The following is a 25,677-nucleotide window of genomic DNA, read 5'->3' as shown; positions in this document are numbered from 1 at the left end:
CCTGCCCTCTCCCCAGAGGGGAGAGGGTGAAAGTCGCGTCGTCATCGGGTGAGCTGGCGGCGGGCCGCGCGGGCGGTGTTGCGCATGAGCATCGCGACGGTCATGGGGCCGACGCCGCCCGGGACCGGGGTGATCGCGCGCGCCTTGGGGCTCACCGAGTCGAACTGCACGTCGCCGGTGACCTTGCCGGTGGGCAGACGGTTGACGCCCACGTCGATGACCACCGCGCCGTCGCGCACCATGTCCCCGGTGATCACGCCGGGTCGGCCGGCGGCCACGCACAGGATGTCGGCGCGCCGGCAATGCGCGGCCAGGTCGCGCGTGCGCGTGTGACACATGGTCACGGTGGCGTGACGCGCGAGCAGCAGCTGGGCCAGCGGCTTGCCGACCAGACGCGAACGGCCCACCACCACCGCCTCGGCGCCCTCGATGGCAATGCCATAGTGGTCGAGGATCTCGATGCAGCCGGCCGGCGTGCACGGGATCGCGCCCGGCTTGCCCGCGAGCAGCCGGCCCAGATTGGTGGGATGCAGGCCGTCGGCGTCCTTCTCGGGCGCGATGGCCGCGACCGCCTGGTCCTCATCCATGCCCTTGGGCAGCGGGAGCTGCAGCAGCACGCCGTGGACGGAGGGGTCGCGGTTGATCCCGGCGATGGTCTCGAGCAGCTCGGCCTGGGCGCAGCCCTGCGGGAAGAGATAGTCGCGCGCGTTGATGCCGACGTCGTCCGCCGCGCGCTTCTTGTTGCGCACGTAGATCTGCGAGGCGGGATCGTCGCCGACGAGGATCACCGCGAGGGTGGGCTGGACGCCGGTCGTCTCTCGGAGCGCCGCGACGTCGGCCTTCACCTCGGCCAGGACCTTCGCCGCGACCTCCTTGCCGCTCAGTATCTGCACGACACCGTCAGTCGGCGAGAGGAACGCGCAGACGCTCGATGGACAGCCCGCGACCGGTGTCGGGATCGATACGGATCACCACGCCCTGGAGCATGGCCGGGCCCTTGGCGGGCTCGAAGCGATTGGGCATCTGGCTGATGAAGCGCCCCAGCGCCAGCTCGGGGTCCACGCCGATCACCGAGTCGACCGGCCCGGTGAGGCCCAGATCGGTGATATAGGCGGTGCCCTTGGGCATGAGGCGCTCGTCCGCGGTCTGCACGTGGCGGTGGGTGCCGACCACCGCGCTCACCCGCCCGTCGAGGTGCCAGCCCATGGCCTGCGACTCCGAGGTGGCCTCGGCGTGCATGTCCACCACGATGATCGGCGTCTCCGCGCGCAGCCGCTCGACTTCCTCGCTGGCCTTGCGGAACGGGCAATCGAGCTGGGGCAGGAAGACGCGGCCCATCAGGTTCAGCACCGCCACCCGGTGAGGCCCCGCCTTCACCACGATGGAGCCCGCTCCCGGCGTGCCCGGCGGATAGTTGGCGGGGCGCAGGAGCAGGTTCTCCTTGACGATGTACTCGATGATCTCCTTCTTGTCCCAGATGTGATTGCCGGAGGTCATCACGTCCACGCCCTGCTCGAGGAAGGCCCGGGCGATCGTCGGGGTCACCCCGAAGCCGGAGGCCGAGTTCTCCACGTTGACCACCGTGAAGTCGGCCTGATGCTGCTTCTTCAGCCGCGGCAGCAGCACCTGCACCGCGCGCCGGCCCGGCTCGCCGAAGACGTCGCCGACGCAGATGATCGTCAGGGGCTTGGTCACTTCGCCACCTCGACGGCGCGCGTCTCGCGGATCACCACCACCTTGATGTGGCCGGGGTACTGCATCTCGGCCTCGATCCGCTTGGAGATGTCCTTGGCGAGCTGATGGGCGTCCAGATCCGAGATCTGCTCGGCCTTGGTCATCACCCGCAGCTCGCGCCCGGCCTGGATCGCGTAGCACAGCTCCACGCCCTTGTAGGACATGGCGATCTCTTCCAGCTTGGCCAGGCGCTTGATGTAGCTCTCGAGCACGTCGCGCCGGGCGCCCGGCCGCGCGGCGGAGATGCCGTCGGCCGCCTCGGTGAGCACCGCCTCGATCGTCTCGGGCTCGACGTTCTCGTGGCCGCACAGGGCCGCGTTGATCACCTGCGAGGACTCGTTGTACTTGGTGAGCACCTGCAGCGACAGCTCGGGGTGGCTTCCCTCCTGCTCGTGGGTCAATGCCTTGCCGATGTCGTGGAGCAGGCCCATGCGCTTGGCCAGCTGCACGTCGGCCCCGATCTCGGCTGCCATCATGCCGGCCAGCCACGCGACCTCCTTGGAGTGCTGCAGGCAGTTCTGCCCGTAGGAGGTGCGGAACTTCATGCGCCCCACCAGCTTGATCAGCTCGGGATGGAGCCCGTGCACGCCCACCTCGAAGCAGGCTTTGTCGCCCTCCTCGCGCAGGTGCTGCTCCATCTCCTTCTTGACCTTCTCCACCACTTCCTCGATGCGGGCGGGATGGATCCGCCCGTCGGCGATGAGCCGCTGCAGGGCCAGCCGGGCGATCTCGCGGCGGTACGGATCGTAGGCGGAGATGAGCACCGCCTCCGGGGTGTCGTCCACGATCAGGTCCACGCCGGTGAAGCCTTCGAGCGCCCGGATGTTGCGGCCCTCGCGGCCGATGATGCGGCCCTTCATGTCGTCGGAGGGCAGGTCGACGATGGACACCGCGGTCTCCACCGTGTAGTCCGGGGCCAGGCGCTGGATGGTGGTGGCCAGCACCTCCTTGGCCTTCACGTGCGCGGTCTGGCGGGCTTCCTCCTCGAGACGCATGCCCAGCAGCTGCGCCTCCCGCCGGGCGTCGAGCTCGGCCTGGGCCAGCACCTGCCGCTTGGCTTCCTCGGTGGTGAGCCCGGCGATGGACTCGAGCTTGCGGCGCTGCTCCTCCAGGGCGGAGCCGAGGCGCGTCTCCTTCTCCCCGAGGCTCCGCTCGCGCTCGACCATGGCGCGGTCGCGGTTCTGGAAGTCGGTCTCCCGCCGGTCGAGCTGATCGAGCCGCCGACCGAGCTGCTCCTCCTGCTGCACGACGCGGCGCTCGACCTCCTGCATCTCGCGCTGCCGGTGGCGGGATTCCTGGTCCAGCTCCGCGCGCACGCGCAGCGCCAGCTCCTTGGCCTCGAGCTCGGCCGCGCGGATCTTCGTGTCCGCCTCGCGGAGCTTGGCGTCGGCCTCGCTGCGGGCCTGGTCGACCAGGCGCTTGGCGTCGTCGACGATGCGCGTGGCGCGGGTCTCCGCATCGCCGAGGGTGCGCGCGGTGGCGCTGCGCGCGCCGAAATATCCGACGAAGAGCCCCAGGATCGCGACGATCGGAAGCAGGACCACCAGCCACAGCGTGGCGTTCATCGATCACTCCATCCCGGGAATGACCCGGTCCGGATCATGTGCACTCGAGGCGGCGAGCGGCAAATAGCCGCTAAAGTTGACGAATTATAGGCGCCGCGGGAGAGCAATGTCAACGAACGGGGAGAGCGTGGCCGCGGTTACGGACGCTCCGGGTGGCCGAGAGGAAGGTGCCCCGCCTCTGCCGTGTGCCGACGGTGTTTCGAACCTGGTATGTACCAGGTGGGCGCCAAAATGGAGGGCTTCAGGCTTCCCCTCTCGTGAGGGGCATGCGCACCACCCTCGTGAGCGGCTCCCAATCTTTAAACGAGGTTGAAACTTCCCCCCGACATCACGAACAGCGCAGGGCCTCTTCTGTGTACTCCCGGCCCCGCGGGCGGGTCAAGCGAATCCGTTCACTTCTCCGGCACGACGGCGTCGAGCAATTGCCGCAGTGCGCCGAGACGGGCGCTCACGTCCTTCTGGTCGACATCCTGCTCCTTCCGCTCGTCGCGCAGGCGGAACAGCTCGTCGGTGATGTCGAGCGCGGCGAGGGCGAGCACGCGCACCGAGTCCTGGCCGGGCGCGTCGCCCCGGATCTCGCGCGCCCGCCGGTCGACGAAGGACGCGAGCTGACGGACGTAGTCGGGCGCCTCCTCGCTACGGATCGGATACTTCTGGCCCAGGATCTCGATGTCGACGCGCTGTTTCTCGGCCATGGCGTTGAACCTCTTTGTGTATTCGCTCGGCTCGCCTCGGCTGCACCTCGCCAAGCAGCTTACTGAATGTCCAGGCGGTCCAGCTCCTTGAGAATGCCGTCGACCTGCGCCAGCACTTCCTTCCGCTCCTGCCGCAGGCTCGCCAGCTCGGCACGATCGCCGTCCGCGCCGGTGAGCTTGGCCTCGAGGCCGGCCACCTTGGCCTGCAGGCCGTCGCGCTCCTTGCGCAGCCGCGTGATCGTCTCGGCGGCCCGCCGCACCGACTTCTCGAGCTGCTCGAGCCGCTCCACCAGCCCTTCGGCCATCGCCTCCTCCGTCATGCGCCGCGCACCTCGGCCTGGAAGCGCCGCGCGATCTCGGCCACGATCCGCTCGTGCAGCCGGTTCACCTCCGCGTCGGTGAGGGTGCGATCGGGTGCCTGGAACGTGAGGCTCCAGGCGAGACTGCGCTTGCCCGCGCCGACCTGGCCGCCAGTGTACACGTCGAAGAGACTGATGCGGGTGAGCAGTGGCAGGTTCATGCCGCGAATCGCCGCCTCCACCTGCCCCGCGGTCACGTCGGCGCCCACCACGATCGCCAGATCCCGCTGGACGGCCGGGAAGCGCGGCAGCGGCTCGTAGCGCGCGGTCGCGGGCGGGAGCGCGGCCAGCGTCGTCACCGACAGCTCGGCCACGAAGACCGGCGCGGGCAGATCGAACGCCTCGCGCGCCGCGCGCGACGCCTCCCCGAAGTAGCCCAGCTCTTGCCCGCCGCGCACGAGCCGGGCCGCGCGCCCGGGCTCGAGGTACGCGGGCGCGCGATCGTCCGCGAACGGCACGGTGTCGGCGTCGGTGACCCCGGCCGCGGCCAGCGCGGCCTGCGCCATGCCCTTGGCGTCGTAGACGTCGACCCGCTCGCGCGCGGGGTTGAACCAGGCGCGCGGCGCGCGCAGACCGGTCAGCGCGATGCCGAGGCGCAGATCCTCGTGGGCGGGCCGGTCGCCGTCCTCCGGACGATGCGGCGCGAAGACGTGGCCCACCTCGAACAGGCGCGCGTCGGGCGTCTGCCGGTTCGCGTTGATGGCGAGGATCTCGAGCAGCCCGGGCAGCAGCGAGGGCCGCAGCACCGACCGCTCGACCGAGAGCGGGTTCTGCAGCGGGATCAGCGCCGACGGGTCGCGCCAGCCCATGCGCGCGAGCCGGTCCGGGTCCACGAAGCTCCAGCTCACGCACTCGTAGAGGCCGGCCGCGTTCAGCGCCCGGCTCATCGCCCGCGCCACCCGCAGGCCCGGCGGACGCTTGACCGGGATGATCTCGCCGCCCCCGGCCAGGGTGAGCGGGATCTTGTCGTAGCCCCAGATCCGGGTGATCTCCTCGACGAGGTCGTCCTCCTGGTGGACGTCGCGGCGGAAGCTCGGCACCACCACCTGCAGCTCCTCGCCCGAGTCGTCGACCGCGAAGCCCAGGGCCTGCAGGATCCGCACCGCCTCCTCGCGCGAGGGGCTCGCGCCGATGACCCGCTCCACCCGAGCCAGACGGAGCCCGAGGCGACGGTGCGGCCGCGGCGCCGGATAGGCGTCGAGCACGCCGCGCGCGACCGCGCCGCCGCCCAGATCGACCATGAGCTGCGCGGCGCGGGCCAGCACGTCGGGCGGCGCCTCGACATCGCCGCCGCGCTCGAATCGATACGCGGCATCGGTGGAGAGCCCGAGCGCCCTCGACGTCCGACGGATCGAGCCCGGATCCCAGTACGCGGCTTCGAGGAGCACGCGGGTGGTCGACGCGGTCACCTCGCTATCGGCCCCGCCCATCACCCCGCCGATGCCAACCGCGCGCTCGGGATCGCACACCATCGCCATGTCGGGGCCGAGCGCGCGCTCCTGGCCGTCCAGGGTCTTGATCCGCTCGCCCGGGCGGGCCCGGCGCACCACCACGGTGTGCTGGGCCAGCGCGTCGAGGTCGAACGCGTGCAGCGGCTGGCCCATCTCCCACATGATGTAGTTGGTCACGTCGACCAGGTTGTTGATCGGGCGCAGACCCACCGCGCGCAGGCGCTGGGCCAGCCACGGCGGCGACGGCTTCACGGTGAGGCCGGTGATCACGCGGGCGCAGAACCGCGGACACAGGTCGGTGGCCTCGATGTCCAGGGCGGCCAGCGCGGACGCCTCGGTCTCCCCCTCCGCGACCGCGACCTTGGGGAAGCGGAACGGCGCCCCGGTCAGGGCCGCCACCTCGCGGGCCACGCCCACCACCGAGAGCGCGTCCGGGCGGTTGGGCGTGATCTCGATGTCGAGGATCCAGTCGTCGAGCCCGAGGTAGGTCGAGAGATCCGCGCCCCGCGGGGCCTCGGCGGGCAGCAGCAGGATGCCGCTGTGGTCGTCGCTGACCCCGAGCTCCTTCTCGGAGCACAGGATGCCCTCCGAGACGACGCCGCGGATCCTCGCCGCTTTCACCTCGCCCAGGCCGGGCAGCCGCGCCCCGGGCGGCGCGAAGGCGGCCCGCCCGCCGACCGCGGCGTTGGGCGCGCCGCACACCACCGAGAAGTGGCGGTCGGGCAGCGCCACGCGCACGAGCCGATTGTGATGACCGGCCGCGCTCACCCCGAGATCGCGCTCGATCGCCTCGATCTCGCCGACCACCACTCCGGACAGGCCCTCCACCACCGGGGCCACCTGCTCGACGCCGATGCCCGCGTTGGTGAGGCGGTCGGCCACCGCGCGCGCGTCGAGATCGGTCTCGACGAACTCCTGAAGCCACCGGTAGGTGATCTTCACCGGCCGGGCAGCCCCGCGAACTGCTGCAGGAAGCGCAGATCGTTGTCGAAGAAGAGCCGGATGTCGTCGATCTCGTACTTGAGCAGGGCGATGCGATCGATCCCCATGCCGAAGGCCCAGCCGGTGACCTCTTCCGGGTCGTAGCCGACGTTGCGGAGCACGTTGGGGTGCACCATCCCGGAGCCCAGGATCTCGAGCCAGCCCGATTCCCTGCAGAAGCGGCACCCGTCGCCGCCGCACTTGAAGCAGCGCACGTCCACCTCGGCGGAGGGCTCGGTGAACGGAAAGAACGACGGCCGGAAGCGCACCGCCGAGCGCGGCCCGAACATCTCGCGCGCGAAGAGCTGCAGCGTGGCCTTCAGATCGGCCATGGTGATGTGCCGATCCACCGCGAGCCCCTCGACCTGGTGGAACATCGGCGAGTGGGTGGCGTCCAGGATGTCGCGCCGGTAGACCTTGCCCAGGCAGATCACCCGCACCGGCGGCCGCTGTGCCTTCATGGTGCGGATCTGCACCGGCGAGGTGTGCGTACGCAGCAGCGTGTCCGCGGAGAGGTGAAAGGTGTCCTGCATGTCGCGCGCGGGATGGTCGACGGGGAAGTTGAGCGCGGCGAAGTTGTAGTAGTCCGACTCGACCTCGGGGCCTTCCGCGACCGAGAAGCCGAGCCCCTCGAACACCTCGATGATCTCCTCGGTCACCCGGGTGATCGGATGGACCGGCCCCGGGATGGGCCCCCGCCCGGGCAGCGTGAGATCGGGCCGGTCGATCTCGAGCGTGCGGCGATGCTCCTCCGCCCTCAGCGACTCGAGGCGCGCCGCGATGGCGGCCTCGATCTCGGTCTTGGCCCGGTTGGCCTGCTCGCCGACCTTCGGCCGCTCGGCCGCCGGGATGCCGCCGAGCGAGCGCAGCACGGCGGTGAGCTGACCCGCCCGCCCGAGCACGCGCACCCGCACCTGCTCGAGGTCGGACGTGGAGCGGGCCCCGGCGACCTCCGCCAGGGCCCGCTCGAGGACCTCCTGGACCCGCGGGTCCTCCGCCACGCTCAGGCGCGCTGGGCGCGAGCCGTCTCGGCCAGCTTGGCGAACGCCGTGGGGTCGGACACCGCCAGCTCGGCCAGGATCTTGCGATCCAGCGCGATGCCGGCCTTCTTGAGCCCGGCCATGAAGACGGAGTACGACAGCCCGAGCTGTCGGCACGCCGCGTTCACCCGGATGATCCAGAGCGCGCGGGCGCGCCGCTTCTTCTGCTTGCGTCCCTTGTAGGCGAAGGCGCCGGCGCGCAGCACCGTCTCCGCGGCCGGACGGTACAGCTTGCGGCGACCGCCGAAGTAGCCTTTCGCCTGCTTGAGGATCTTCTTCCTGCGCTGGCGGGTCTTGGCCCCGCCCTTTGCCCGTGGCATGACGTGCGCTCCCCTTCGGTTAGAGGTACGGAACGAGGGCCTTCAGACGCGGCTGGTCCGCCTTCGAGACCAGCGTCGGCTTGCGGAGGCGGCGCTTGCGCTTCGGCCCCTTGCCCTCGAGTTTGTGCCGCTTCCAGCCGCGACTGCGCTTCAGCTTGCCCGTCCCGGTGGCCTTGAGCCGCTTCGCGGCGGCCCGCTTCGTCTTGATCTTCGGCATATGCGTGTCTCCGGCTAGTGCGGCTTGGGCGACAGGATCATGCTCAGCATCCGGCCTTCCATCCGCGGATGATTCTCGATGACCGCGATGTCGGACATGCCTTCCATCATCTTGTTCAGCATCTTCCAGCCCAGCTCGGTGTGGGCCATCTCGCGGCCCTTGAAGCGCACCGTCACCTTGGCCTTGTTGCCTTCCTCCAGGAAGCGCCGCACGTGCTTGGCCTTGAAGTCGAAGTCGTGCGTGTCGGTCTTGGGTCCGAGCTTGACTTCCTTGACCTGGATCGTGGTCTGCTTCTTCCGCGCGTCCTTCTGCCGCCGCGACTGCATGTACTTGTACTTGCCGAAGTCCATGATCCGGCACACCGGGGGCTGTGCCTCGGCGGCCACCTCGACCAGATCCATGTCCCGCTGCCGCGCCAGATCGAGCGCCTGCTGGATCGGCATGACCCCCAGCTGCTCGCCGTCGGCGCTCACGACCCGCACTTCCCTCACCCGAATGCCTTCATTGATCCGGATGTCCTTTGACTGGATGGCGCGCGCTCCTTGGGTGCGAGCGCGCGCTAGACCGCGCGGCCCACGGTGAGGGTGGCGGAACGGCCGGCGATCTCCGCGGTGAGCTCGGCCACGATGCGCTCCAGCGGCACCGCGCCCACGTCCTCGCCGCCGCGGCGGCGCAGGCTGGCGGTGCCGGCCTGGGCCTCCCGCTCTCCCACGACCAGCACGTAGGGGACCTTCCGGATCTGGGCGTCGCGCACGCGGTAGCCCAGCTTCTCGTTGCGGTCGTCCAGCTCGGCGCGGATGCGCGCGGCCCGCAACGCCGCGAACACGCGCCGGCCGTACTCGGCGTGCTTCTCGCTGATCGGCAGGACCCGCGCCTGCACCGGCGCCAGCCACGTCGGGAACGCGCCGGCGAAGTGCTCGGTGAGGATCGCCACGAAGCGCTCGTAGGAGCCGAAGATCGCGCGATGGATCACGACCGGGCGCTTGGGCTGGCCGTCCGCGTCGATGTACTCGCACTGCATGCGCTCGGGCAGCATCGTCAGATCCACCTGGATGGTGGCGAGCTGCCACTGGCGGCCCAGCGCGTCCTCCACGTCGATGTCGATCTTGGGGCCGTAGAAGGCGCCGCCGCCCTTGTCCAGGTCGCAGGTCAGCCCGTTCGCCCGTAGCGCCTGGTGGAGCGCGTCCTCCGCCTGGTCCCACTGCTGCTCGCTGCCGAGCTTGTCGGGCGGCCGCGTGGCCAGCCGGTACGACGGCTGCAGGTTGAAGGTGCCGTACCACTCCCGGACCAGCTCGAGCAGGTCGGTGATCTCGGACTGGACCTGCTCCGGCCGGCAGTAGAGATGGGCGTCGTCCTGCGTGAACTGGCGCACCCGCACCAGCCCGGACAGGGCACCCGACCGCTCGTTGCGGTGGCAGCGGCCCATCTCCGAGTAGCGCAGGGGCAGATCGCGGTAGGAGCGGAGCGCACGCTTGTACACGAAGGTCGACTCGGGGCAGTTCATCGGCTTGAGGCTGAAGACCTCGTCCTCGACCTCGAACTTGAACATGTTGTCCTGGTAGAGGTCCCAGTGCCCGGACTGCACCCACAGCTTCTTGTTCACCAGCAGCGGGGTCGAGATCTCCTGGTAGCCCCGCTGATCGAGGGACTCGCGGGCGTACTTCTCCAGCTCGCGCACCAGCACCATGCCGCCCGGCAGCCAGAACGGCGCGCCGGGGGCGATGTCGTAGAAGTCGAACAGGTCGAGCTCGCGCCCGAGCTTGCGGTGATCGCGCTTCTTCGCCTCCTCGAGCCGCCAGAGGTGCTTGTCGAGCTCCTCCTGGGTGAGCCAGGCGGTGCCGTAGATCCGCTGCAGCATCGGGTTCTTCTCGTCGCCGCGCCAGTAGGCGCCGGAGGACGAGAGCAGCTTGAATGCCTTCAGCTGACCGGTGGACGCCACGTGCGGGCCCCGGCAGAGATCGAGGAAGTCGCCCTGCCGGTAGATGGACACCACCGGCGCGTCGATGCCGCGCAGGATCTCCACCTTGAACGGCTCGCCGCGCTCCTCGAAGAAGGCGATGGCGCCCTCGCGCGGCATCTCCTCGCGCGTGAACGGGTAGTCGGCCTTCACGATCTCGCGCATGGTCTCCTCGATGCGCGCGAGATCCTCCGGCGAGAACGGCTCGGCCTTGAGGAAGTCGTAGTAGAAGCCGTCCTCGATGGCCGGCCCGATCGCGACCTTGACCTCGGGGAACAGCCGCTTCACCGCCTGGGCCATCACGTGGGAGGTGGAGTGCCGCAGGGTCGGCAGGGGCTCGGGCAGGCAGTCGAATTCCCCCGCGAAGCTCAGGTGGCGAGACTCCTCAGACATGTTCATCTGCGGGGGCCCCGAAATGGCCCCCGCACTCCCCCAATCAGCGGACACGCGATCACCACATTCCTTTCACGGAGACAAAAAAGCATCACAGGGCTGCGCCCGGTGATGCTCGCAACTCCCCTCAGTCACTTCACGCTCGACCGGCTGACGATGCACACCCCCCAGAGCATGGATGGTAGGCTCGGGCGGTTTCGAACCGCCGACCTCTACCGTGTCAAGGTAGCGCTCTCCCACTGAGCTACGAGCCTATGCCCACAAAAGCATTGAATACCCTACCGGAGCGGCCGATCCCCGTCAAGGGGAGCGGCCCGCCGCGAGCCCGGCCAACACCGTCTCGGTCAGGCCCGGCCCGTCCTCCGGGGCCAGCAGCACCCGGGCGGCCGCCAGCATCGGGTAGCCGTCGCGCCCCCGGGCCAGGTAGTCCGGCACCGCGACCCGGTAGCGCCCGTCCGGAACGAGCGGGCGGCCGTCGACCTCGACGTGGCCGATGCGCCGGCCCGGAGGTCTCGCCGGATCCACGGTGAACCGCACCCCCGCGGTCTGGAGGAAGTGGCCGCTCGGCCGCGGCAGCTGGTCCACCGAGCGCTCCAGCGCGGCCCGCAGAGCCTCGCCCGAGACCTCCAGCAGCGTGACCGTATTGCTGAACGGCAGCAGCTGACGGACGTCGCGCTTCGTGATCGGCCCGGCCGGGATCACCCGATTGCCCCGGATCGCCCCGCTGTTGAGCAGGCCCACCTGCGCGCCCACGCGCGCGCGCATCAGGTCGGCGAAGAGACGGCCGACCGGCGTCTCCTGTCGGCGCGTGACGCTCTCGCGCGCGTCGAGCGGGGCCGCGGCGGTGGCCACGACGCTGTCCAGCTCGCGCGCCAGCCGCACCGCCTGCTCCTGCACCAGCGCGACCACGTCCGGCGCCTCGGCCAGCCGGTCGTCGATGGGAATCAGGCGCTCGCGACGGCCGAGCACCGCGCCGCAGCGGATCTCGTACTCCACCTGCCCCACGTTGAGCGCGTCCGCCCCGGCCTTGATGATCACGGTGCGGCCCGCCTCGTGCAGCATCGGGTCGTGATCGTGGCCGCCCAGGATGGCGTCGATCGGCAGGGCGTCGGCCAGCACCCGGTCCTCGCGCAGCGGCAGGTGCGTCAGGGCCACCCGCAGGTCGACCGGGCCGAGCGCGGCCAGCGCGGCGCGCGCCGCGGCCAGCGGTGCCTCGAAGCGCAGCCCGGGCCCCGGGCTGGAGGTCTTGGCCGCATCGGCCGTGGTGAGGCCGATCATTCCGACCCGCACGCCCTCGAAGTCCCGGCGAAGCCAGGGCCGCGCGCCGCCGAAGGGAGCGCCGGTGGCCCCGTCGAGCACGTTGCTCGACACCCACGGGAAGCGCGACTCGCCGATGCGCTGCGCGAGCACCGCGGGACCGAAGTCGAACTCGTGATTGCCGAAGGTGGCCGCGTCGAGGCCGAGCGCGTTCCAGCCCTCGATCATCTGGGCGCCCTGCCGCAGCGTCGACAGCAGCGAGGGCGACAGCGTGTCGCCGGCCAGCACGAACAGCGTGTTGGGGCTCTCCTGCCGCAGCGCGCGCACCAGCGTGGCCACCCGCGCGAGGCCGCCGCGACCCTGGGCGGGCTCGAGCTCGTAGACGTCGTTGACGAGCAGGAGCTGCACGCGGACCGGCGGGCGGTCGGCACAGCGCGTCTCCGCGCAGCCCGCGCACAGGAGGAGCAGCGTGGCGACCGCGAAGCGGCGAACGTTCGAGGCGTCGACGGCTCTACCGGAGGAACTGATTCACGAAGCCGCTGACGATCTGGTACCGGAACTGTCCGTTGATCGCGAGCGTGCGCTTGGCGATGTCGTCGGGCACCGGGGGAAACGGCTGGGCCAGCTTCACCGCAGTGAGGGCGGCCTCGTCGAGGATCTGGGTGCCCGAGGAGTGGCGCAGCTCGATGTACTCCAGGCGGCCGTCCTTGGCGATGTGGAACTCGATCAGCAGCTCGCCCTCGATGCCTCGCTCACCGGCCGGTCGCGGATACACCCACTTCGATTTGATGCGCTCTCGCACCTTGTTGAAGTAGTCCTGGTACTTCGGCTCCGGCGTGTCGAGCGGGATCGGCTCTCCGTCGACGCCCCCGCGCCCGCCGCCCTGCAGCCCGCCCCCGCCGCCGGGCTGCCGCCAGATGCTGGGCGGCCGTGCGGCCGCCACCTGCGGCTGACTGGGCGCCGTGGGGGCCGGCGCACCCTGCGCGGTCTCCGCGGGCGCCGTTTCGGGCGCGGGCGGCGTCGGCTCGGGCGTCTTCACCATCGGCTGCGGTGCCGGCTCCGACTTCGCCACGGCCCGGGGCGGCGCGGGCGGCTGGACCGGCGCGAACCGGGGCGCCGGGGCCACCCGCGGCGGGGCCGGCGGCATCCGCGGGGCGGGCGGTGTCCGCGGCGCCGGCGGCGCCTCGCGCGCCACGCTCTCCGGCGGCGCGGCCGGGCGCGACGGGTTACCGAGCGGGGCCTTCTCCTCCGGCCGCTCGGGCGCGATGTCCACGAGGAGGGGCTCGCCTCGCTTCACGTAGGGCGACGACTGGAAGAGCCCCGGCACGACGACGAACGGAACCAGGACGAAGAGGTGGAAGAGGAGCGACGTCACGATGGCGAGCACCAACGTGCGCTGGGTGCGGTCCTCGGGAAGCGGAATCCTCCACTTCACGCGGTCAATTATGGCACGGCCCGTCATCCCGGGGCCGGCGGGGAACGAGCCCTCCGTCCGGCCGCTTCTCTGACGAAATCCGTCCCGGCGATGACATCCGTGGGCTCGGCCCCGCTCCCGACCCGGGTCGGGCGGAATCGCCTCCTCGTCGTTTCACGGATTTAGCCGCGCGCAGACTTGGCACGCCACTGGAAGACAGTGCGCGGCAACCCCATGAGACTCCTGATCAAAGCTCTCCTCGCGCTCGCCACCCTCGTGCTCGTGGCCGGGGCCGGCGGGACTCAGCCGGGCCCGTACTCCTTCGGGGTCCTGAACCAGCAGAGTCCGGCCCTCACCGCGGAGCGCTGGAATCCGATCCTGCACTACGTGAGCGTCGGCAGCGGCGTGCCGCTGCAGCTGAAGATGGGTCGCACCGTGCAGGAGACGGACGCGATGATGGGCCGCGGCGAGTTCGACTTCGTGTTCACCAATCACAACTTCCAGTCCGAGTTCGACGCGGTGGGCTTCAAGGTGATCGCGCGCTGGGCCGGCGAGCCGATTCGCGCGGTCATCGCGGTGCCCACGGACAGCCCGATCCGTCATCTGCGCGAGCTCGAGGGCAAGCGCGTCTCCTTCCCCTCCACCGACGCCTTCGTGGCCTACGCGGTGCCGCTCGTCGCGCTCAAGCACGCGGGCGTCCGGGTCGAGCAGGTGTTCGGCGGCAACCAGGACGGCACGCTCGCGCAGCTCAAGGCGAAGCGGGTGGAAGCCGGCGCGGTGAACTCGCGCTTCCTCGCCCAGTACGCGGAGCGCGAGCAGGTGCAGTTCCGCGAGATCTTCGTCTCCGAGGGGTTTCCGGACCTCGCGGTGATCGTGCACCCCCGCGTCCCCGCCGCCACCGTCGAGCGAGTGCGCCGCGCCCTGCTCGCGATGGGCCGCGACCCCCATGCGGCGCCGGTGCTCGCGATCGCCAGGTTCAAGGGCTTCGACCCGGCCGGCGATCGCGACTACGAGGCCGTCCGCCGCATCTACCGCCTGATCGGCCAGTGAGATCGAGCCTCCGCACCCTCCTGCTGGGCCTCAGCAGCGTCGCGATCGTCGCGGTGACGCTCGGCGGCCTCGCGGTCAACCTCCGTGACCGCTCGACCGCGGCCCGCGTGCGGCTGGGCGAGCAGACCGAGCGGCTGGCCACCGCGGCGGCGCCGCTGCTGCTGGACTCGCTGGTGGTCGGCGATCTGGCCCGGGCCGAGCAGACCCTTCGCAATCTCAACGGCGAGTCGGTGTGGAGCCGCATCGCCCTCTACGAGAGCGACGGGCGCCGCCTCATCTTCGACGCCTCCCCCACCAACCTGCGCCGCTCGGACGCCCCGCGCTGGCTCAAGCAGCTGATCCCGGTGCCACTGGAGGAGCATCGCGTGGCCATCGCGGCCGCGCCGGTCGTCTACGGGGTGCTCGGGGTGACCCCGTCGCTGCAGAGCCTCGAGACCGAGCTGTGGTCGGAGATCCGCACCATGATCGCGGTCACCGGGGTCCTGCTGATCAGCCTGCTCGGGCTGATCCACGTGATCCTCGTGGTCGGCCTGCGCCCGGTGCGCGCGCTCGCGGAGAGCGCCACCCGGCTCGGCCACGGCGACCTCACCGCCCGCATGCCGGAGACGCGCCTGACCGAGATGTGGCCCACCGTGCGGGCCTTCAACTCGATGGCGGCCAGTCTGGAGCACTCGCTGCACGAGGCCCGCCACCGCGAGGCGCGCATGCAGAGCCTCGTCGAGATCAGCGGCGAGCTGTCGCGCATCCAGCACATCGACACGCTGCTGGGCCGCATCGCGGACGCGTGCGGGCGCCTCGTCAACACCGACTGGGTGGGGTTTCGCCTCGTGGAGGGAGACGAGCTGGTGGTGGCGGGCACGCTCGAGACCGGCTCGCACCTCTCGCTCAAGCCGCGGATCAAGATCGGGGAGAGCCTCGCCGGGCTGGTCGCCCGCACCGGCAAGCCGCTGCTGCTCCGCGATCCGGCCAACCATCCCGGCGTGATTCCCGAGCACGCCGAAGCGGTCCGCCGGCTGGGTCACCGGGGAGTGCTCGTGGTGCCCGCGAAGATCGGGGATCGGGTGGTGGGCGTGCTGAGCTTCCTCACCCGCCGCGAGCAGGGATTCTCGGTGGAGGACCTGGCCATCGCCACCGCGTTCGCCTCGCACGCCGCGATCGCGCTGGAGAACAGCCGACTGCTGCACGAGTCGCGGCGCGCCTACGACGAGCTGGCCCAGACCCAGGGCCAGCTCGAGCAGGCCCAGAAGATGGACGCGATCGGCCGGCTCGCCGGCGGGGTGGCCCACGACTTCAACAACCTGCTGACCGTGATCCTCGGCCGGACCGAGATGCTGCTGCAGCCGCTGCCGCCGGAGCACCCGATGCGGCGGGGCATCGAGCTGATCCAGCGCACCGCCGGCCGCGCCGCCGATCTCACCCGCCAGCTGCTCGCCTTCAGCCGCAAGCAGGTGCTGGAGGCCACCGTCCTCGACCTCAACGCGGTGGCCGCCGACATGCGCGACATGCTCGGCCGCCTCATCGGCGAGGACATCGCGCTCGTGACCAGCCCGAGCCTGGAGCTGGGCCGGGTGAAGGCGGATCGCGGACAGATCGAGCAGGTGGTGATGAACCTCGCGGTCAACGCGCGCGACGCGATGCCCCAGGGCGGCCATCTCATCATCGAGACCGAGAACGTCGATCTCGACGCCGAGTACGTGCGCCGCCACGTGGGAGCGCGCCCGGGTCCCCACGTGATGCTGGCGGTCTCGGACAGCGGCGTCGGCATCCCGCGCGAGATCCAGCGCCACATCTTTGAACCGTTTTTTACTACCAAGGAGCCGGGGAAGGGTACCGGTCTCGGGCTGGCCACCGTGTACGGCATCGTCAAGCAGAGCGGCGGTTACATCGAGTGCGACAGCGAGCCGGGGCGCGGCACCACCTTCCGCATCTACCTGCCGCGGGTGGACGTGCCGGCGCCGGGAGCCGAGCGCGTCGGCCGGCCCCCGGACACCGCCGGCGGCACCGAGACCATCCTGCTGGTGGAGGACGAGGAGGGCGTGCGCGAGCTGGCCCGCGACATCCTGCGCGCCACCGGCTACACCGTGATCGAGGCGCGCAACGGCGCGGAGGCGCTCCTGCTCTCCGAGCGGCACCAGGGGCCGCTCGATCTCCTGCTGACCGACGTGGTGATGCCGCGCATGAGCGGGCGCGAGCTGGCCGAGCGGCTGACCCCGCTGCGCCCCGACCTGAGCGTGCTCTACATGTCGGGCTACACCGACGACGCGGTCATCCGCCACGGCGTCCTCGGCGCGGGGACCGCCTTCCTGCAGAAGCCGTTCACGCCGGCGATCCTGGTCGGCCGCGTCCGCGAGACGCTCGACCTGTCCCGACCGGCCGCGGTCTAGTCTAGCCGGCTAGAGACCGCGTCCCACCGCCTCCGCCACCGGCCGCAGCTCGCGCATCAGCTGGGCGAACTTCGACGGCTTGAGCGACTGCGGGCCGTCCGAGAGCGCCTCCTCCGGCCGCGGATGCACCTCGATGATGAGGCCGTCGGCGCCACACGCCACCGCGCCCTTCGCCATCGGGGCCACCAGGTCCCAGTGCCCGGTGCCGTGCGAGGGATCGACCACCACCGGGAGGTGGCAGAGCTTCTTGATCACCGGCACCGCGTTGAGATCGAGGGTGAAGCGGGTCGCCGTCTCGAACGTGCGGATGCCGCGCTCGCACAGGATGACGTTCGGATTGCCGGCGGAGAGGATGTACTCGGCGGACAGGAGGAATTCCTGGATGCTGGTGGCCATGCCGCGCTTGAGCAGGACCGGCTTGCCGATCTCCCCGACCCGCCGCAGCAGCGTGAAGTTCTGGATGTTCCGCGCGCCGATCTGCAGGATGTCCGAGTACTCGGCCACCACCTCGACGCTCTCCGTCTCGAGCACCTCGGTCACCACCGGCAGCCCGGTGCGCTTGCGCGCCTCGGCCAGGTAGCGCAGCCCCTGCTCCTTGAGGCCCTGGAAGGCGTAGGGCGACGTGCGCGGCTTGAAGGCGCCGCCCCGCAGGATCCGCGCCCCCGCCTCCTTGACCGCGTCGGCCACCTCCAGGACCTGCGACTCCGACTCGACCGAGCACGGGCCGGCCATCACCACCACGTCGCGGCCGCCGACCGAGACGCCGTTGATGCGCACCTCGCTGGATTCGCGGCGCACCTCGCGGCTGGCCAGCTTGAAGGGCTGCTGCACCGGCATGACCGACTCGACGGTCTCGAGCGCCTCCAGCAGGCGCAGGTCGGGACGGCCCCGCTCCTCGCCGACCGCGGCCACGATCGTCTTGAACTCGCCGCGGATGACGTGCGGGCCGTAGCCCATCTCGGTGATGCGCTGGCACACGTCGGTGACGTCGGCGTCGCTGATCCCGGACTTGAGCACGATGATCATAGGGTCCTCCCCAGCACCTGGGCCAGTGGCCGCAGCTCGGCCATGAGCTGCGCGAACTTGGTGGGCTTGAGCGATTGCGGGCCGTCGGACAGCGCCTCGGCCGGGTTGTTGTGCACCTCGATGATGAGCCCGTCGGCGCCCGCCGCGAGCCCCGCCCTGGCCATCGCGGAGACGTACTCCCAGTGTCCGGTGCCGTGGCTCGGGTCCACCATCACCGGCAGGTGCGAGAGCTTCTTCACCACCGGGATCGCGTTGAGATCCAGCGTGTAGCGAGTGGCGGTCTCGAAGGTGCGGATGCCGCGCTCGCAGAGGACCACGTTGGGATTGCCGCCGGCCAGCACGTACTCCGCGGACAGCAGCCACTCCTGGATCGAGGTGGACATCCCGCGCTTGAGCAGGACCGGCTTGCCGCACTCGGCCACCCGCTTGAGCAGGGAGAAGTTCTGCACGTTGCGCGCACCGATCTGGAGGATGTCGGCGTGCTGGGCGACCACCTCGACCTTGTCGGGCTCCATGACCTCGGTCACCACCGGCAGGCCGGTGCTCTTGCTCGCTTCCTTCAGCAGCGCGAGCCCGTCCTCCTCGAGCCCCTGGAAGGCGTAGGGCGACGTGCGCGGCTTGAACGCCCCGCCGCGGAGCACGTGGGCGCCCGCCGCCTTGACCCCCTCGGCCACCGCGTTGAGCTGGGGCTGCGACTCCACCGAGCACGGGCCGGCCATGACCACGATCTGGCGGCCCCCGATCGGGACGCCGTGCACCTTGAACTGGGTGTTGTCGGGATGCGCCTCGCGGCTGGCGAGCTTGAAGGGCTGCAGGATGCGAACCACGCTCTCCACCGATTCGAGCGACTGCAGCGCGAGCAATTGCTCCTTGGCGCGGTCGTCGCCGACCACCCCGATGATGGTGCGCACCTCCCCGCGCGAGAGATGGGTCTTGAACCCGAACTCCCGCACCCGTCGTGAGACGTCCTCGATGTCGGCGTCACTGACGCCCGGCTTCAGCACGATGATCATCGGTTCCTCCTTGTCGAGACGGCCGTAGAAACTAAAACGCCGCGGGCCGGTTGCCCGCGGCGTCTATCGTGTTCCTGGCGCCACGGGCCGGTTCGTCCGCCCGTGGCTCCTCGAGTTCAGCTCATGGGAGCCAGGTGGCGGACGTTGGGAAAGTAAAAATACGACCGCCACGCGCCGTGGCCGCCCATTCCCGCTGCCGTCGTGTGCACCTGACTCATGGCCTCCAAAGTGCGCCGAGTCTACGGGCCCGGCTTCTCCCTGTCAAGCCTCCCGTTGGGCGTCTGATCCGGGGCCTCGGACGGGGGGACCCGGCGGCCGTGGAGCCACGTCGTGATCCGGTGCCGGTAGTAGTAGAGCGGCAGGGCCACCGCGACCGCCACCGCGGAGATCAGGATGACCTGCAGATAGTCGCCGGCCGCGGTATGGGCGCCCTGAGCGGAGAGCACCCAGGTTCCGGGAATCCGCCCGAGGCCCGACACGAGCGCGAAGACCCAGATCGGCATCGGGCTGATCCCGAAGAGGTAGCAGACGATGTCCTTGGGCAGGCCCGGGATGAGGTACACGATGAAGCAGAGCACCGCGCCCTCCGCCTCGACGATGAAGCCGAGGCGGTTCCAGGTCTCGGTGCTCACCAGGTTCTTCACGTAGTGCACGCCCAGCCACCGGCCGATCCCGAAGGCGGCGACCGAGCCCAGGGTGAGACCGATGGTGGAGTAGAGCAGGCCGAGCCACTGACCGAAGAGATAGCCGCCGAGGATGCCGGTGGCCTCCCCGGGGATCGGCGAGATCACGACCTGCAGCGCCTGCAGGACGATGAAGATGACCGGCGCCAGCATGCCCCACTCACGCAGCGTCCGCTTGAGGAAGAGCTTGTCCGCGTAGAGCCTCACCAGGAACTGATAGAGGGGGGCGTCGGTCCAGACGAGCCACGCGCCGCCGCCGATGATCAGCGCGCTGGCCCCGATGGCGATGCCCCAGCCGACGCGCGAGCTCATCCGGCTGGTGCTCCTCGGAGCGGCATCGGCGGCGCTCAGGTCGCCGGCGCCACGCTCGACCGGCCCAGGTGGCCGAACCGGCCGTAGCGCGGCCACCAGCCGGGTCGGAACGGCCGCGTCGCGGCCAGCTGGGTGACCATGGCGAACCAGCGCGTCGGGGTGTGGGCCGCCATCCACTGCGCGAAGCGCAGCACGCGGTAGGGGCCGTGATAGCGCGCGACCAGATGCCGGTAGCGGTCGAGCCCGGCCTCGAGCGACTGGCGGCCCTCGAGGACGCGCTGCACGATCCGGCCGCACTCGCCGCCGAAGTAGAGCGCGGGGCGGATGCCCTCCGCGGTGAGCGGCAAGCACTGCCCCGCCGCGTCGCCGACCGCGAAGATCCCGTCCACCGTCGGCGGGAGCAGACGGCTCGGGAAATAGGTGCCGTGATACGACTCGGCGGCCGTGCCGTAGTCACCCAGTAAGCGCTCGATCGCCGGCTTGAGCTTGGAGTGGCCGGCGTAGGAGCCCAGCCCGACCAGGCTCCCCTGCCCGACCGGGAAGATCCAGCCGAGCCCCTGCGGGATCAGCCGGCGGTCCAGCAGAAACGCCAGGCCCCGGTCCTGGAGCGCGGTGTGGGTCTCGAGCCCGAAGGAGTGACGGTGGCGGCCCGGCCCGCCGGTGACCGCGCGCCGCCAGCCCGAGGCGTCCACGATGATCGGAGCGGTGAACCGGCCCTCGCCGGTCAGGACCGACCCGTCGTGGAGGCCCGACACCGACGTGCGGAGGAATCGCACGCGACACTGGGCCAGCAGCCCCTCGCAGAAGGCCCGGTAGTCGAAGGTGCAGAAGGGCACGCCCGAGAGCTCGTAGCGCACGGTGCGCGTGGGCGTGCGGATCTCGAGCCAGTCGTGCACGTCCAGCACGCTGTCGCGCACGCCGAGGGCCTCCGGCACCCAGAGGGGCGTGCCGCAGGCCGAGGTCTGCACGGTGCCGACCTCGTGGCGATCCAGCAGGAGGACGTGACCACGGAGCTGGCGGGCCACCGCGAGGCCGGCGAAGCTGGCCCCCACCACGATGGCGTCGTAATCCCGGGCGGGCATTTCGAGGCCCAGCATACCCGAAAGCCGTGCCGTCGCTATGGCTCTCGCAGGAATGCCCGGAGCGCGGTCTTCACCTTGGGGTTCTGACCCAGCAGCACCGTGTAGTGATTGGTGCCCGGCACCATCACCAGCTTCGCCCGCGGGATGGCGTGGGTCATCGCGCGTCCTTCCTCCTCGGTCATCAGGCAGTCGGTGGGCGTGAGCAGCCCGTCGGGCGCGCGGAAGATCAGGGTCGGCGCCTTCACCTGATGATGGTAGACCCAGAGCCGCTCGCGCTCGAGGTTGGTGATCTCCTCCTCGATCGCGTGCCGCGCCGCCTTCGACCGCACCGTGCCCGCGGGCAGCACCTCGACGTCGTAGCGGAAGTACCGCTCGAGGTAGTCGTTCCAGCGGCCCTCGAACATGGGCAGCATGCGGACGAAGCCGAGGAACATGTCCAGCGACGGGAACTCGACGCCGAGCCGGTTGATCGCGGGCCGCAGCGAGTCGAGCACCTCCGCGCGCACGTCGATGCCGCCGTCCACCAGCACGAGCCGGGAGACCCGCGCGGGCCGGGTGGCCGCGAAGCGCAGGGCGATGTGCGCGCCGAGCGAGTGGCCGATCACGACCGCCTGGCGCAGCCCGAGGTGATCGAGCAGGCCGTCGAGGTCGTCACAGTGATGAGCCAGGCTGTAGCCCTTCTCCGGCTTGTCGCTCTCGCCCCGGCCCCGCAGGTCGTACGCGATGAGGCGGTGACCCGGAGACAGCACGTCGGCCACGCTCGCCCAGCAGACGTGATTCGCGGTGAGGCCGTGGATGCAGACGATGGCCGATCCCGCGGGTCCGTTGGCGGGGCCGGGCCACTGCTCGACGGCGAGCGAGACGGGGCCGATCGCGACGCGATCCATCGCGGTCAGCACGCTAGCAAGCGACGATCAGGCGGTCAAGGGAGGGCGCCGAGATCACTCGCCGAGGTACCAGCGGCGCCGGGCCCGGGGACCGTAGGTGAGGCCGAAGCGGCGCATCGCCACCGACGTCACCCATTCCACCGCCTCCGCCGGGGAATCGGTCAGCTGCAGGCGCTGCTCGTCGCCCGGATCGATGGTGCCCTCCACGAGGAGCCGATTGCGCACGAAGGCGGTGAGCGGGCCCCAGAAGTCGCGCCCCATGAGCACGATGGGAAACTCGCGCACCTTGCCGGTCTGCACGAGGGTGGCGATCTCGAACATCTCGTCGAGGGTGCCGAAGCCGCCGGGCAGCGCGATGAACGCGTAGGAATATTTCACCAGCATCACCTTGCGCACGTAGAAGTGCCGGAAGGTGATCCAGCGATCGAGGTAGGGGTTCGGCTGCTGCTCGTGGGGCAGCTCGATGTTGCAGCCGATCGAGCGGCCGCCCGCCTCGCGGGCGCCCCGGTTCGCCGCCTCCATGATCCCGGGGCCGCCGCCGGTCATCACCGTGAACCCGGCCCGGGCCAGCCGCGCGCCGAGCTCGCGCCCGAGCTCGTAGTACGGATGGTCGGCCTTGAAGCGCGCGGAGCCGAATACGGTGACGCACGGGCCGACGAAGTGCAGCGCGCGGAAGCCCCGCATGAACTCGCAGAAGATGCCGATGGCCCGGCCCAGCTCGAAGATGCGCGTCTGCGGGCCCTGGAGGAAGCGGACGACCTCCGGCGTGACGGTCTGCTTGCCCCAGTGCGAGCGGTCGGACGCCGGCGGGGCGGCCGGCGGATCGTGCGGTGTCGGGTCGGCTGCGCTCGTCAGGCGCGCTACTCGGGGCCGCGGGCGGACTGCACCGCGACGACCGAGACGTTGTCGGGCTGCGCGTCCTCGCGCGGACGGTAGCTCGCGGTGTAGCCGAGCGTGAGAGAGAACTGACCCTCGCCGCGACCATCGGTGGCCTGCACGCCGCCGGCCGCGTCCCCCGATTCGGCGAGCGCGTTCAGCTGGCTCAGGATGGGCTCGAGCTCGAGGCCGTTCTGGCGGGCGAAGTCCCCCACGGTCAGGCCGGGGAAGCGCGCGTAGAGGTCGTGCTTCTGATCCACGTAGAGCCGGCGGCCCTGGGTGAACACCGGCGCGGTCCCGGGATGACGGGCCAGCACGTCGTTGATCTTCGACTCCGCGGTGATCGGAGCCGGCTCGGCCGTCGCCATCGCGCTACTTGCCCCGCACCGTGAGGACCGGGCGCGGCGCCATCGAGACCAGGCGCGTGGCCACGCTGCCCAGGAAGAGCTTGGCGAGCCCGCTGCGTCCGTGCGTGCCGATCACGAGGAGGTCCGCCTTCCGCGATCGCGCGGCGCGGGCGATCAGCTCGTGGGGCACGCCCTCCAGGAGGAGGCCGGTGGCGCGCGCGCCCGCCTTGCGGGCCTTGGCCACGATCGCGTCGAGACGCTTGCGGGCCTGCGCCCGCGCCGAGCTCTCCAGGTTTTCGTAGAGGGCGGGCGACACGTAGCCCTCGCCGGGCATCGCCAGCGCCGGCGGCGTCATGACGTGCAGCACCAGGAGCTGGGCCCGATTGGCGCGCGCCAGCTCGATCGCCCAGCGCAGCGCGGGCGTCGATGCGGCGGAGAAATCGGTCGCGTGCAGGATCCGGCGGATGCGTGGCATGGGCGGTATCTTACAACTCCGCGTGCTCAGCGTCGAGGCACTGCGCGCGGCCCGGCCTCGTTCCGTCTCACGCGCCGACGCCCGACGGCCCGGCCCCCAGGAGCGCGCGGAGCGCGGTGCGGCTCCTCACCGCCGGACGCCAGCCCAGCTCGTCGCGCGCCTTCGCGCAGTCGAAGCGGAGCGGCGTGACGCCGGAGCGCAGCCGATACGGCGAGGGCCCGAAGGGCCGGCCGAGCCGTCGCGTGAGCCCGGTGACCACCGCCGCCGCCGAGGTGACCATGGGCAGGGGCACGTGGGTCACGCGCAGCCCGGGCTCGCGGGCCGCGATGTAGAGCCTCGCCAGCTCCTCGCGCGTCATCGGATCGTCGTCGACGAGGTGGAACACCTCACCGGGCGACACGGGAGCCTTGGCGGCGAGGAGCATCGCGCCGACCACGTCGTCCACGTGAACGAGGGGCAGTCGCAGCGACGGATCGCCGATCATCACGAGCCGGTTGCCACCCCGGATGCCGACCGACGGCGAGAGCAGCGGCCCGGCCTCGCTCCAGATGTGGCCGGGGCGCAGGATCACCGCGGGCAGGTGTTGCTCTCGCACCGCGTCCTGCACGATCCGCTCGGCCTCGAGCTTGGCGCGCGTGTAGAAGCCGCGCTCGTCCGGGCTCGGCTCGAGAGGAGACGACTCGGTGACCGTGACGTTGGCGAGCCCGGTCACGTGCAGCACGGAGAGTGAGCTGACGTGCACGAGCTTGGGGACGCCGTGGGCCAGGCACGCGGTCACCACGTTGCGCGTGCCGGTCACGGTGGCGCTCTCGTGGGCCGGCCACGGCCCGGCCATCGCGGCGCCGCAGTGGAAGACGGTGGTGGCGTGGCGCAGCGCCTGGTCGACCGCGGCCGGATCTCCCAGCTCGCCCAGGACGACGTCGACCCGCGGATGCGGGAGGATGTCGGGCGCGGGCGGGCGACGGACGAACAGGCGCACGCGCTCGCCGTCGTCGAGCAGGCGCCGCACGAGGGCGCGGCCGAGCAGCCCGTTGGCGCCCGTGACCACGATGGCCGGCTCGGTCGAGGGCACCTGCAGGCGGGCCTGGAGCTTCGCCGCGTCGGCCCGCCGCGCGACCCGCTCGGTCCAGTCCACGATGTCGCGAGCGTCCTCGACGGTGGCGGGCATCCGGCCACCCGAGGCGAGTGCCTCGTAGAACCGGCGCACGAAGTCGTGCAGGCCCTGATAGGGCACGACCTTGCCCGCCGCGAAGCGGCCGGCGCCGACGACGACCTGGGCCGAGGCCCCGGCGGACTCGAGGGCCGCGTTGAGCACGCGCTCGATGGCCTTGGGGGCCGGGGTGTTTCGCCGCCGCGTCACGAACATCGTGTAGAGGTCGGCGCGCAGCGTGCCCCGGGTGCCCTGCACGATGATGAGGTGCTGGAGCGGCCGCACGTTCCACGAGAGCTGGAGGTGGCCGCTCCCCTTCCGGCCGCGCACGAGGGCGCGCCACTCGTCGAAGTGGATGTTGGGGTCCGACGACCGGGCGCCCGCGCTGCTGAACTCCGCGGTGACGTGCTCGATCGGACCGAGCAGCTCGCGCATCATGTAGAGGGCGTGGACCCCGAGATCGCGGAAGGGATAGCCGCCCGCGCCGTACTGCGGCGGCAAGGGGCCGCCGTGGTAGGGCGGAAAGATCGAGCTGCGCAGGATGTCGACGGTCAGGATGTCGCCGATCGCCCCGTCGCGCACCGCCTGAAGCACTTTGACGAAGACGGGATCGGCCAGCATCGAATGGCTCACGCACACGTGCCGGCCGCGGGCCGCGCTCTCCGCGGCGAGCCGATCGCAGTCCTCCACCGTGGTGGCCAGCGGCTTCTCGACGAGCACGTGACAGCCGTGGCCCAGCGCCTCCAGGGCGACCGCGGTGTGGCTCTCCGGCGGGGTCAGGACGTGCACCACGTCGAGGCCCGCCGCGGCCATGGCCGCGAGCGAGGGATGCACGGCGAGCCCGAACTGCTCGCCCACCGCGCGGGCCCGCGCCTCGCGCAGGTCGGTGATGCCGACGATGCGCACCTGGGGCAGCCGGCGCAGGGCGCGAACGTGGAACTCGCTGACGTAGCCGGCGCCGACGAGGCCGACGCGCACGGGCGTCACGAGCGGCACGGTCCGTCGGTCA

General features: G+C 71.0%; 24 protein-coding genes, 1 tRNA gene and 1 other RNA gene. 2 read left to right on the top strand and 24 right to left on the bottom strand.

Annotated features, from left to right (window positions below; translation table 11 throughout):
- Window positions 1-41: 41 nt before the first annotated feature.
- From folD to VKN16_03240, 15 genes are all read right to left on the bottom strand, one after another.
- A complete protein-coding gene (folD, locus tag VKN16_03310; GenBank protein ID HME93234.1) occupies window positions 42-893 on the bottom strand; it encodes a bifunctional methylenetetrahydrofolate dehydrogenase/methenyltetrahydrofolate cyclohydrolase FolD in 852 nt (283 codons plus the stop codon).
- A gap of 7 nt (window positions 894-900) precedes the next feature.
- The gene (locus VKN16_03305; protein ID HME93233.1) at window positions 901-1,683 is read right to left on the bottom strand and encodes a TIGR00282 family metallophosphoesterase; all 783 of its coding nucleotides are present in this window, start codon (window positions 1,681-1,683) and stop codon (window positions 901-903) included.
- An 8-nt stretch (window positions 1,684-1,691) separates the two neighbouring features.
- Complete coding sequence (gene rny / locus VKN16_03300; protein HME93232.1) at window positions 1,692-3,299, bottom strand: ribonuclease Y; 1,608 nt, start codon at window positions 3,297-3,299, stop codon at window positions 1,692-1,694.
- A gap of 165 nt (window positions 3,300-3,464) precedes the next feature.
- Window positions 3,465-3,648: non-coding RNA, 6S RNA (gene ssrS, locus VKN16_03295), on the bottom strand.
- 43 nt (window positions 3,649-3,691) lie between these two features.
- Window positions 3,692-3,994: a cell division protein ZapA gene (locus VKN16_03290; protein HME93231.1), complete on the bottom strand. Its 303-nt coding sequence runs from the start codon at window positions 3,992-3,994 to the stop codon at window positions 3,692-3,694.
- A gap of 59 nt (window positions 3,995-4,053) precedes the next feature.
- On the bottom strand, window positions 4,054-4,299 hold the full coding sequence (zapB, locus tag VKN16_03285) for a cell division protein ZapB (GenBank protein ID HME93230.1): 246 nt from the start codon (window positions 4,297-4,299) through the stop codon (window positions 4,054-4,056).
- Between the two features lie 11 nt (window positions 4,300-4,310).
- Window positions 4,311-6,746, bottom strand: a complete 2,436-nt coding sequence (gene pheT, locus VKN16_03280) for a phenylalanine--tRNA ligase subunit beta (protein ID HME93229.1) — start codon at window positions 6,744-6,746, stop codon at window positions 4,311-4,313.
- Complete coding sequence (pheS, locus tag VKN16_03275; protein ID HME93228.1) at window positions 6,743-7,786, bottom strand: phenylalanine--tRNA ligase subunit alpha; 1,044 nt, start codon at window positions 7,784-7,786, stop codon at window positions 6,743-6,745. Before pheS ends, pheT begins: the two co-directional genes overlap by 4 nt.
- A 2-nt stretch (window positions 7,787-7,788) precedes the next feature.
- A complete protein-coding gene (gene rplT / locus VKN16_03270; protein ID HME93227.1) occupies window positions 7,789-8,145 on the bottom strand; it encodes a 50S ribosomal protein L20 in 357 nt (118 codons plus the stop codon).
- 19 nt (window positions 8,146-8,164) lie between these two features.
- Window positions 8,165-8,362: a 50S ribosomal protein L35 gene (gene rpmI, locus VKN16_03265; GenBank protein ID HME93226.1), complete on the bottom strand. Its 198-nt coding sequence runs from the start codon at window positions 8,360-8,362 to the stop codon at window positions 8,165-8,167.
- 14 nt (window positions 8,363-8,376) lie between these two features.
- Entirely contained in the window at window positions 8,377-8,877 is a 501-nt protein-coding gene (gene infC / locus VKN16_03260) for a translation initiation factor IF-3 (protein ID HME93225.1), read from the bottom strand.
- Window positions 8,878-8,921: 44 nt separating this feature from the next.
- Window positions 8,922-10,712 carry a threonine--tRNA ligase gene (gene thrS, locus VKN16_03255; protein HME93224.1) on the bottom strand — a complete coding sequence of 597 codons (1,791 nt, stop codon included), beginning with the start codon at window positions 10,710-10,712 and terminating at the stop codon, window positions 8,922-8,924.
- A 179-nt stretch (window positions 10,713-10,891) separates the two neighbouring features.
- Window positions 10,892-10,966 (bottom strand) — tRNA-Val (locus VKN16_03250).
- A 46-nt stretch (window positions 10,967-11,012) separates the two neighbouring features.
- Window positions 11,013-12,377: a 5'-nucleotidase C-terminal domain-containing protein gene (locus VKN16_03245; protein HME93223.1), complete on the bottom strand. Its 1,365-nt coding sequence runs from the start codon at window positions 12,375-12,377 to the stop codon at window positions 11,013-11,015.
- A 103-nt stretch (window positions 12,378-12,480) separates the two neighbouring features.
- Window positions 12,481-13,404 (bottom strand): TonB family protein, encoded by a 924-nt coding sequence (locus tag VKN16_03240; GenBank protein ID HME93222.1) that lies wholly within the window; start codon window positions 13,402-13,404, stop codon window positions 12,481-12,483.
- Window positions 13,405-13,617: 213 nt separating this feature from the next.
- Between VKN16_03240 and VKN16_03235 the strand changes: the two genes are divergently transcribed.
- Together VKN16_03235 and VKN16_03230 are read left to right on the top strand one after the other, a co-directional pair.
- On the top strand, window positions 13,618-14,433 hold the full coding sequence (locus VKN16_03235; GenBank protein ID HME93221.1) for a phosphate/phosphite/phosphonate ABC transporter substrate-binding protein: 816 nt from the start codon (window positions 13,618-13,620) through the stop codon (window positions 14,431-14,433).
- Entirely contained in the window at window positions 14,430-16,817 is a 2,388-nt protein-coding gene (locus VKN16_03230; protein HME93220.1) for an ATP-binding protein, read from the top strand. The genes VKN16_03235 and VKN16_03230 overlap by 4 nt, the downstream gene beginning before the upstream one ends.
- A gap of 9 nt (window positions 16,818-16,826) precedes the next feature.
- Here the strand turns inward: VKN16_03230 and aroF (VKN16_03225) are convergent, their stop codons facing one another.
- The 9 genes from aroF (VKN16_03225) to VKN16_03185 all read right to left on the bottom strand — a co-directional run bounded on the left by aroF (VKN16_03225) (window position 16,827) and on the right by VKN16_03185 (window position 25,664).
- On the bottom strand, window positions 16,827-17,843 hold the full coding sequence (gene aroF, locus VKN16_03225; protein ID HME93219.1) for a 3-deoxy-7-phosphoheptulonate synthase: 1,017 nt from the start codon (window positions 17,841-17,843) through the stop codon (window positions 16,827-16,829).
- Window positions 17,840-18,856 (bottom strand): 3-deoxy-7-phosphoheptulonate synthase, encoded by a 1,017-nt coding sequence (aroF, locus tag VKN16_03220; GenBank protein ID HME93218.1) that lies wholly within the window; start codon window positions 18,854-18,856, stop codon window positions 17,840-17,842. Before aroF (VKN16_03220) ends, aroF (VKN16_03225) begins: the two co-directional genes overlap by 4 nt.
- 239 nt (window positions 18,857-19,095) lie before the next feature.
- Complete coding sequence (locus VKN16_03215) at window positions 19,096-19,851, bottom strand: TVP38/TMEM64 family protein (GenBank protein ID HME93217.1); 756 nt, start codon at window positions 19,849-19,851, stop codon at window positions 19,096-19,098.
- Window positions 19,852-19,886: 35 nt separating this feature from the next.
- Window positions 19,887-20,933, bottom strand: a complete 1,047-nt coding sequence (locus tag VKN16_03210) for an NAD(P)/FAD-dependent oxidoreductase (protein ID HME93216.1) — start codon at window positions 20,931-20,933, stop codon at window positions 19,887-19,889.
- Window positions 20,934-20,968: 35 nt separating this feature from the next.
- On the bottom strand, window positions 20,969-21,820 hold the full coding sequence (locus VKN16_03205; protein ID HME93215.1) for an alpha/beta hydrolase: 852 nt from the start codon (window positions 21,818-21,820) through the stop codon (window positions 20,969-20,971).
- A gap of 54 nt (window positions 21,821-21,874) precedes the next feature.
- On the bottom strand, window positions 21,875-22,504 hold the full coding sequence (locus tag VKN16_03200; GenBank protein HME93214.1) for a TIGR00730 family Rossman fold protein: 630 nt from the start codon (window positions 22,502-22,504) through the stop codon (window positions 21,875-21,877).
- Window positions 22,505-22,680: 176 nt separating this feature from the next.
- Window positions 22,681-23,064, bottom strand: coding sequence for a hypothetical protein (locus VKN16_03195; GenBank protein ID HME93213.1), 384 nt, complete (start codon window positions 23,062-23,064; stop codon window positions 22,681-22,683).
- 4 nt (window positions 23,065-23,068) lie between these two features.
- Window positions 23,069-23,518 carry a universal stress protein gene (locus tag VKN16_03190; GenBank protein HME93212.1) on the bottom strand — a complete coding sequence of 150 codons (450 nt, stop codon included), beginning with the start codon at window positions 23,516-23,518 and terminating at the stop codon, window positions 23,069-23,071.
- 67 nt (window positions 23,519-23,585) lie between these two features.
- Complete coding sequence (locus VKN16_03185) at window positions 23,586-25,664, bottom strand: NAD-dependent epimerase/dehydratase family protein (GenBank protein HME93211.1); 2,079 nt, start codon at window positions 25,662-25,664, stop codon at window positions 23,586-23,588.
- Window positions 25,665-25,677: the final 13 nt, after the last annotated feature.

The organism is Candidatus Methylomirabilota bacterium, assembly GCA_035315345.1.
Classification (GTDB): domain Bacteria; phylum Methylomirabilota; class Methylomirabilia; order Rokubacteriales; family CSP1-6; genus CAMLFJ01.
Note: the sequence above shows the minus strand (reverse complement) of the source record. Positions and strands in the feature narration are given on the sequence as shown.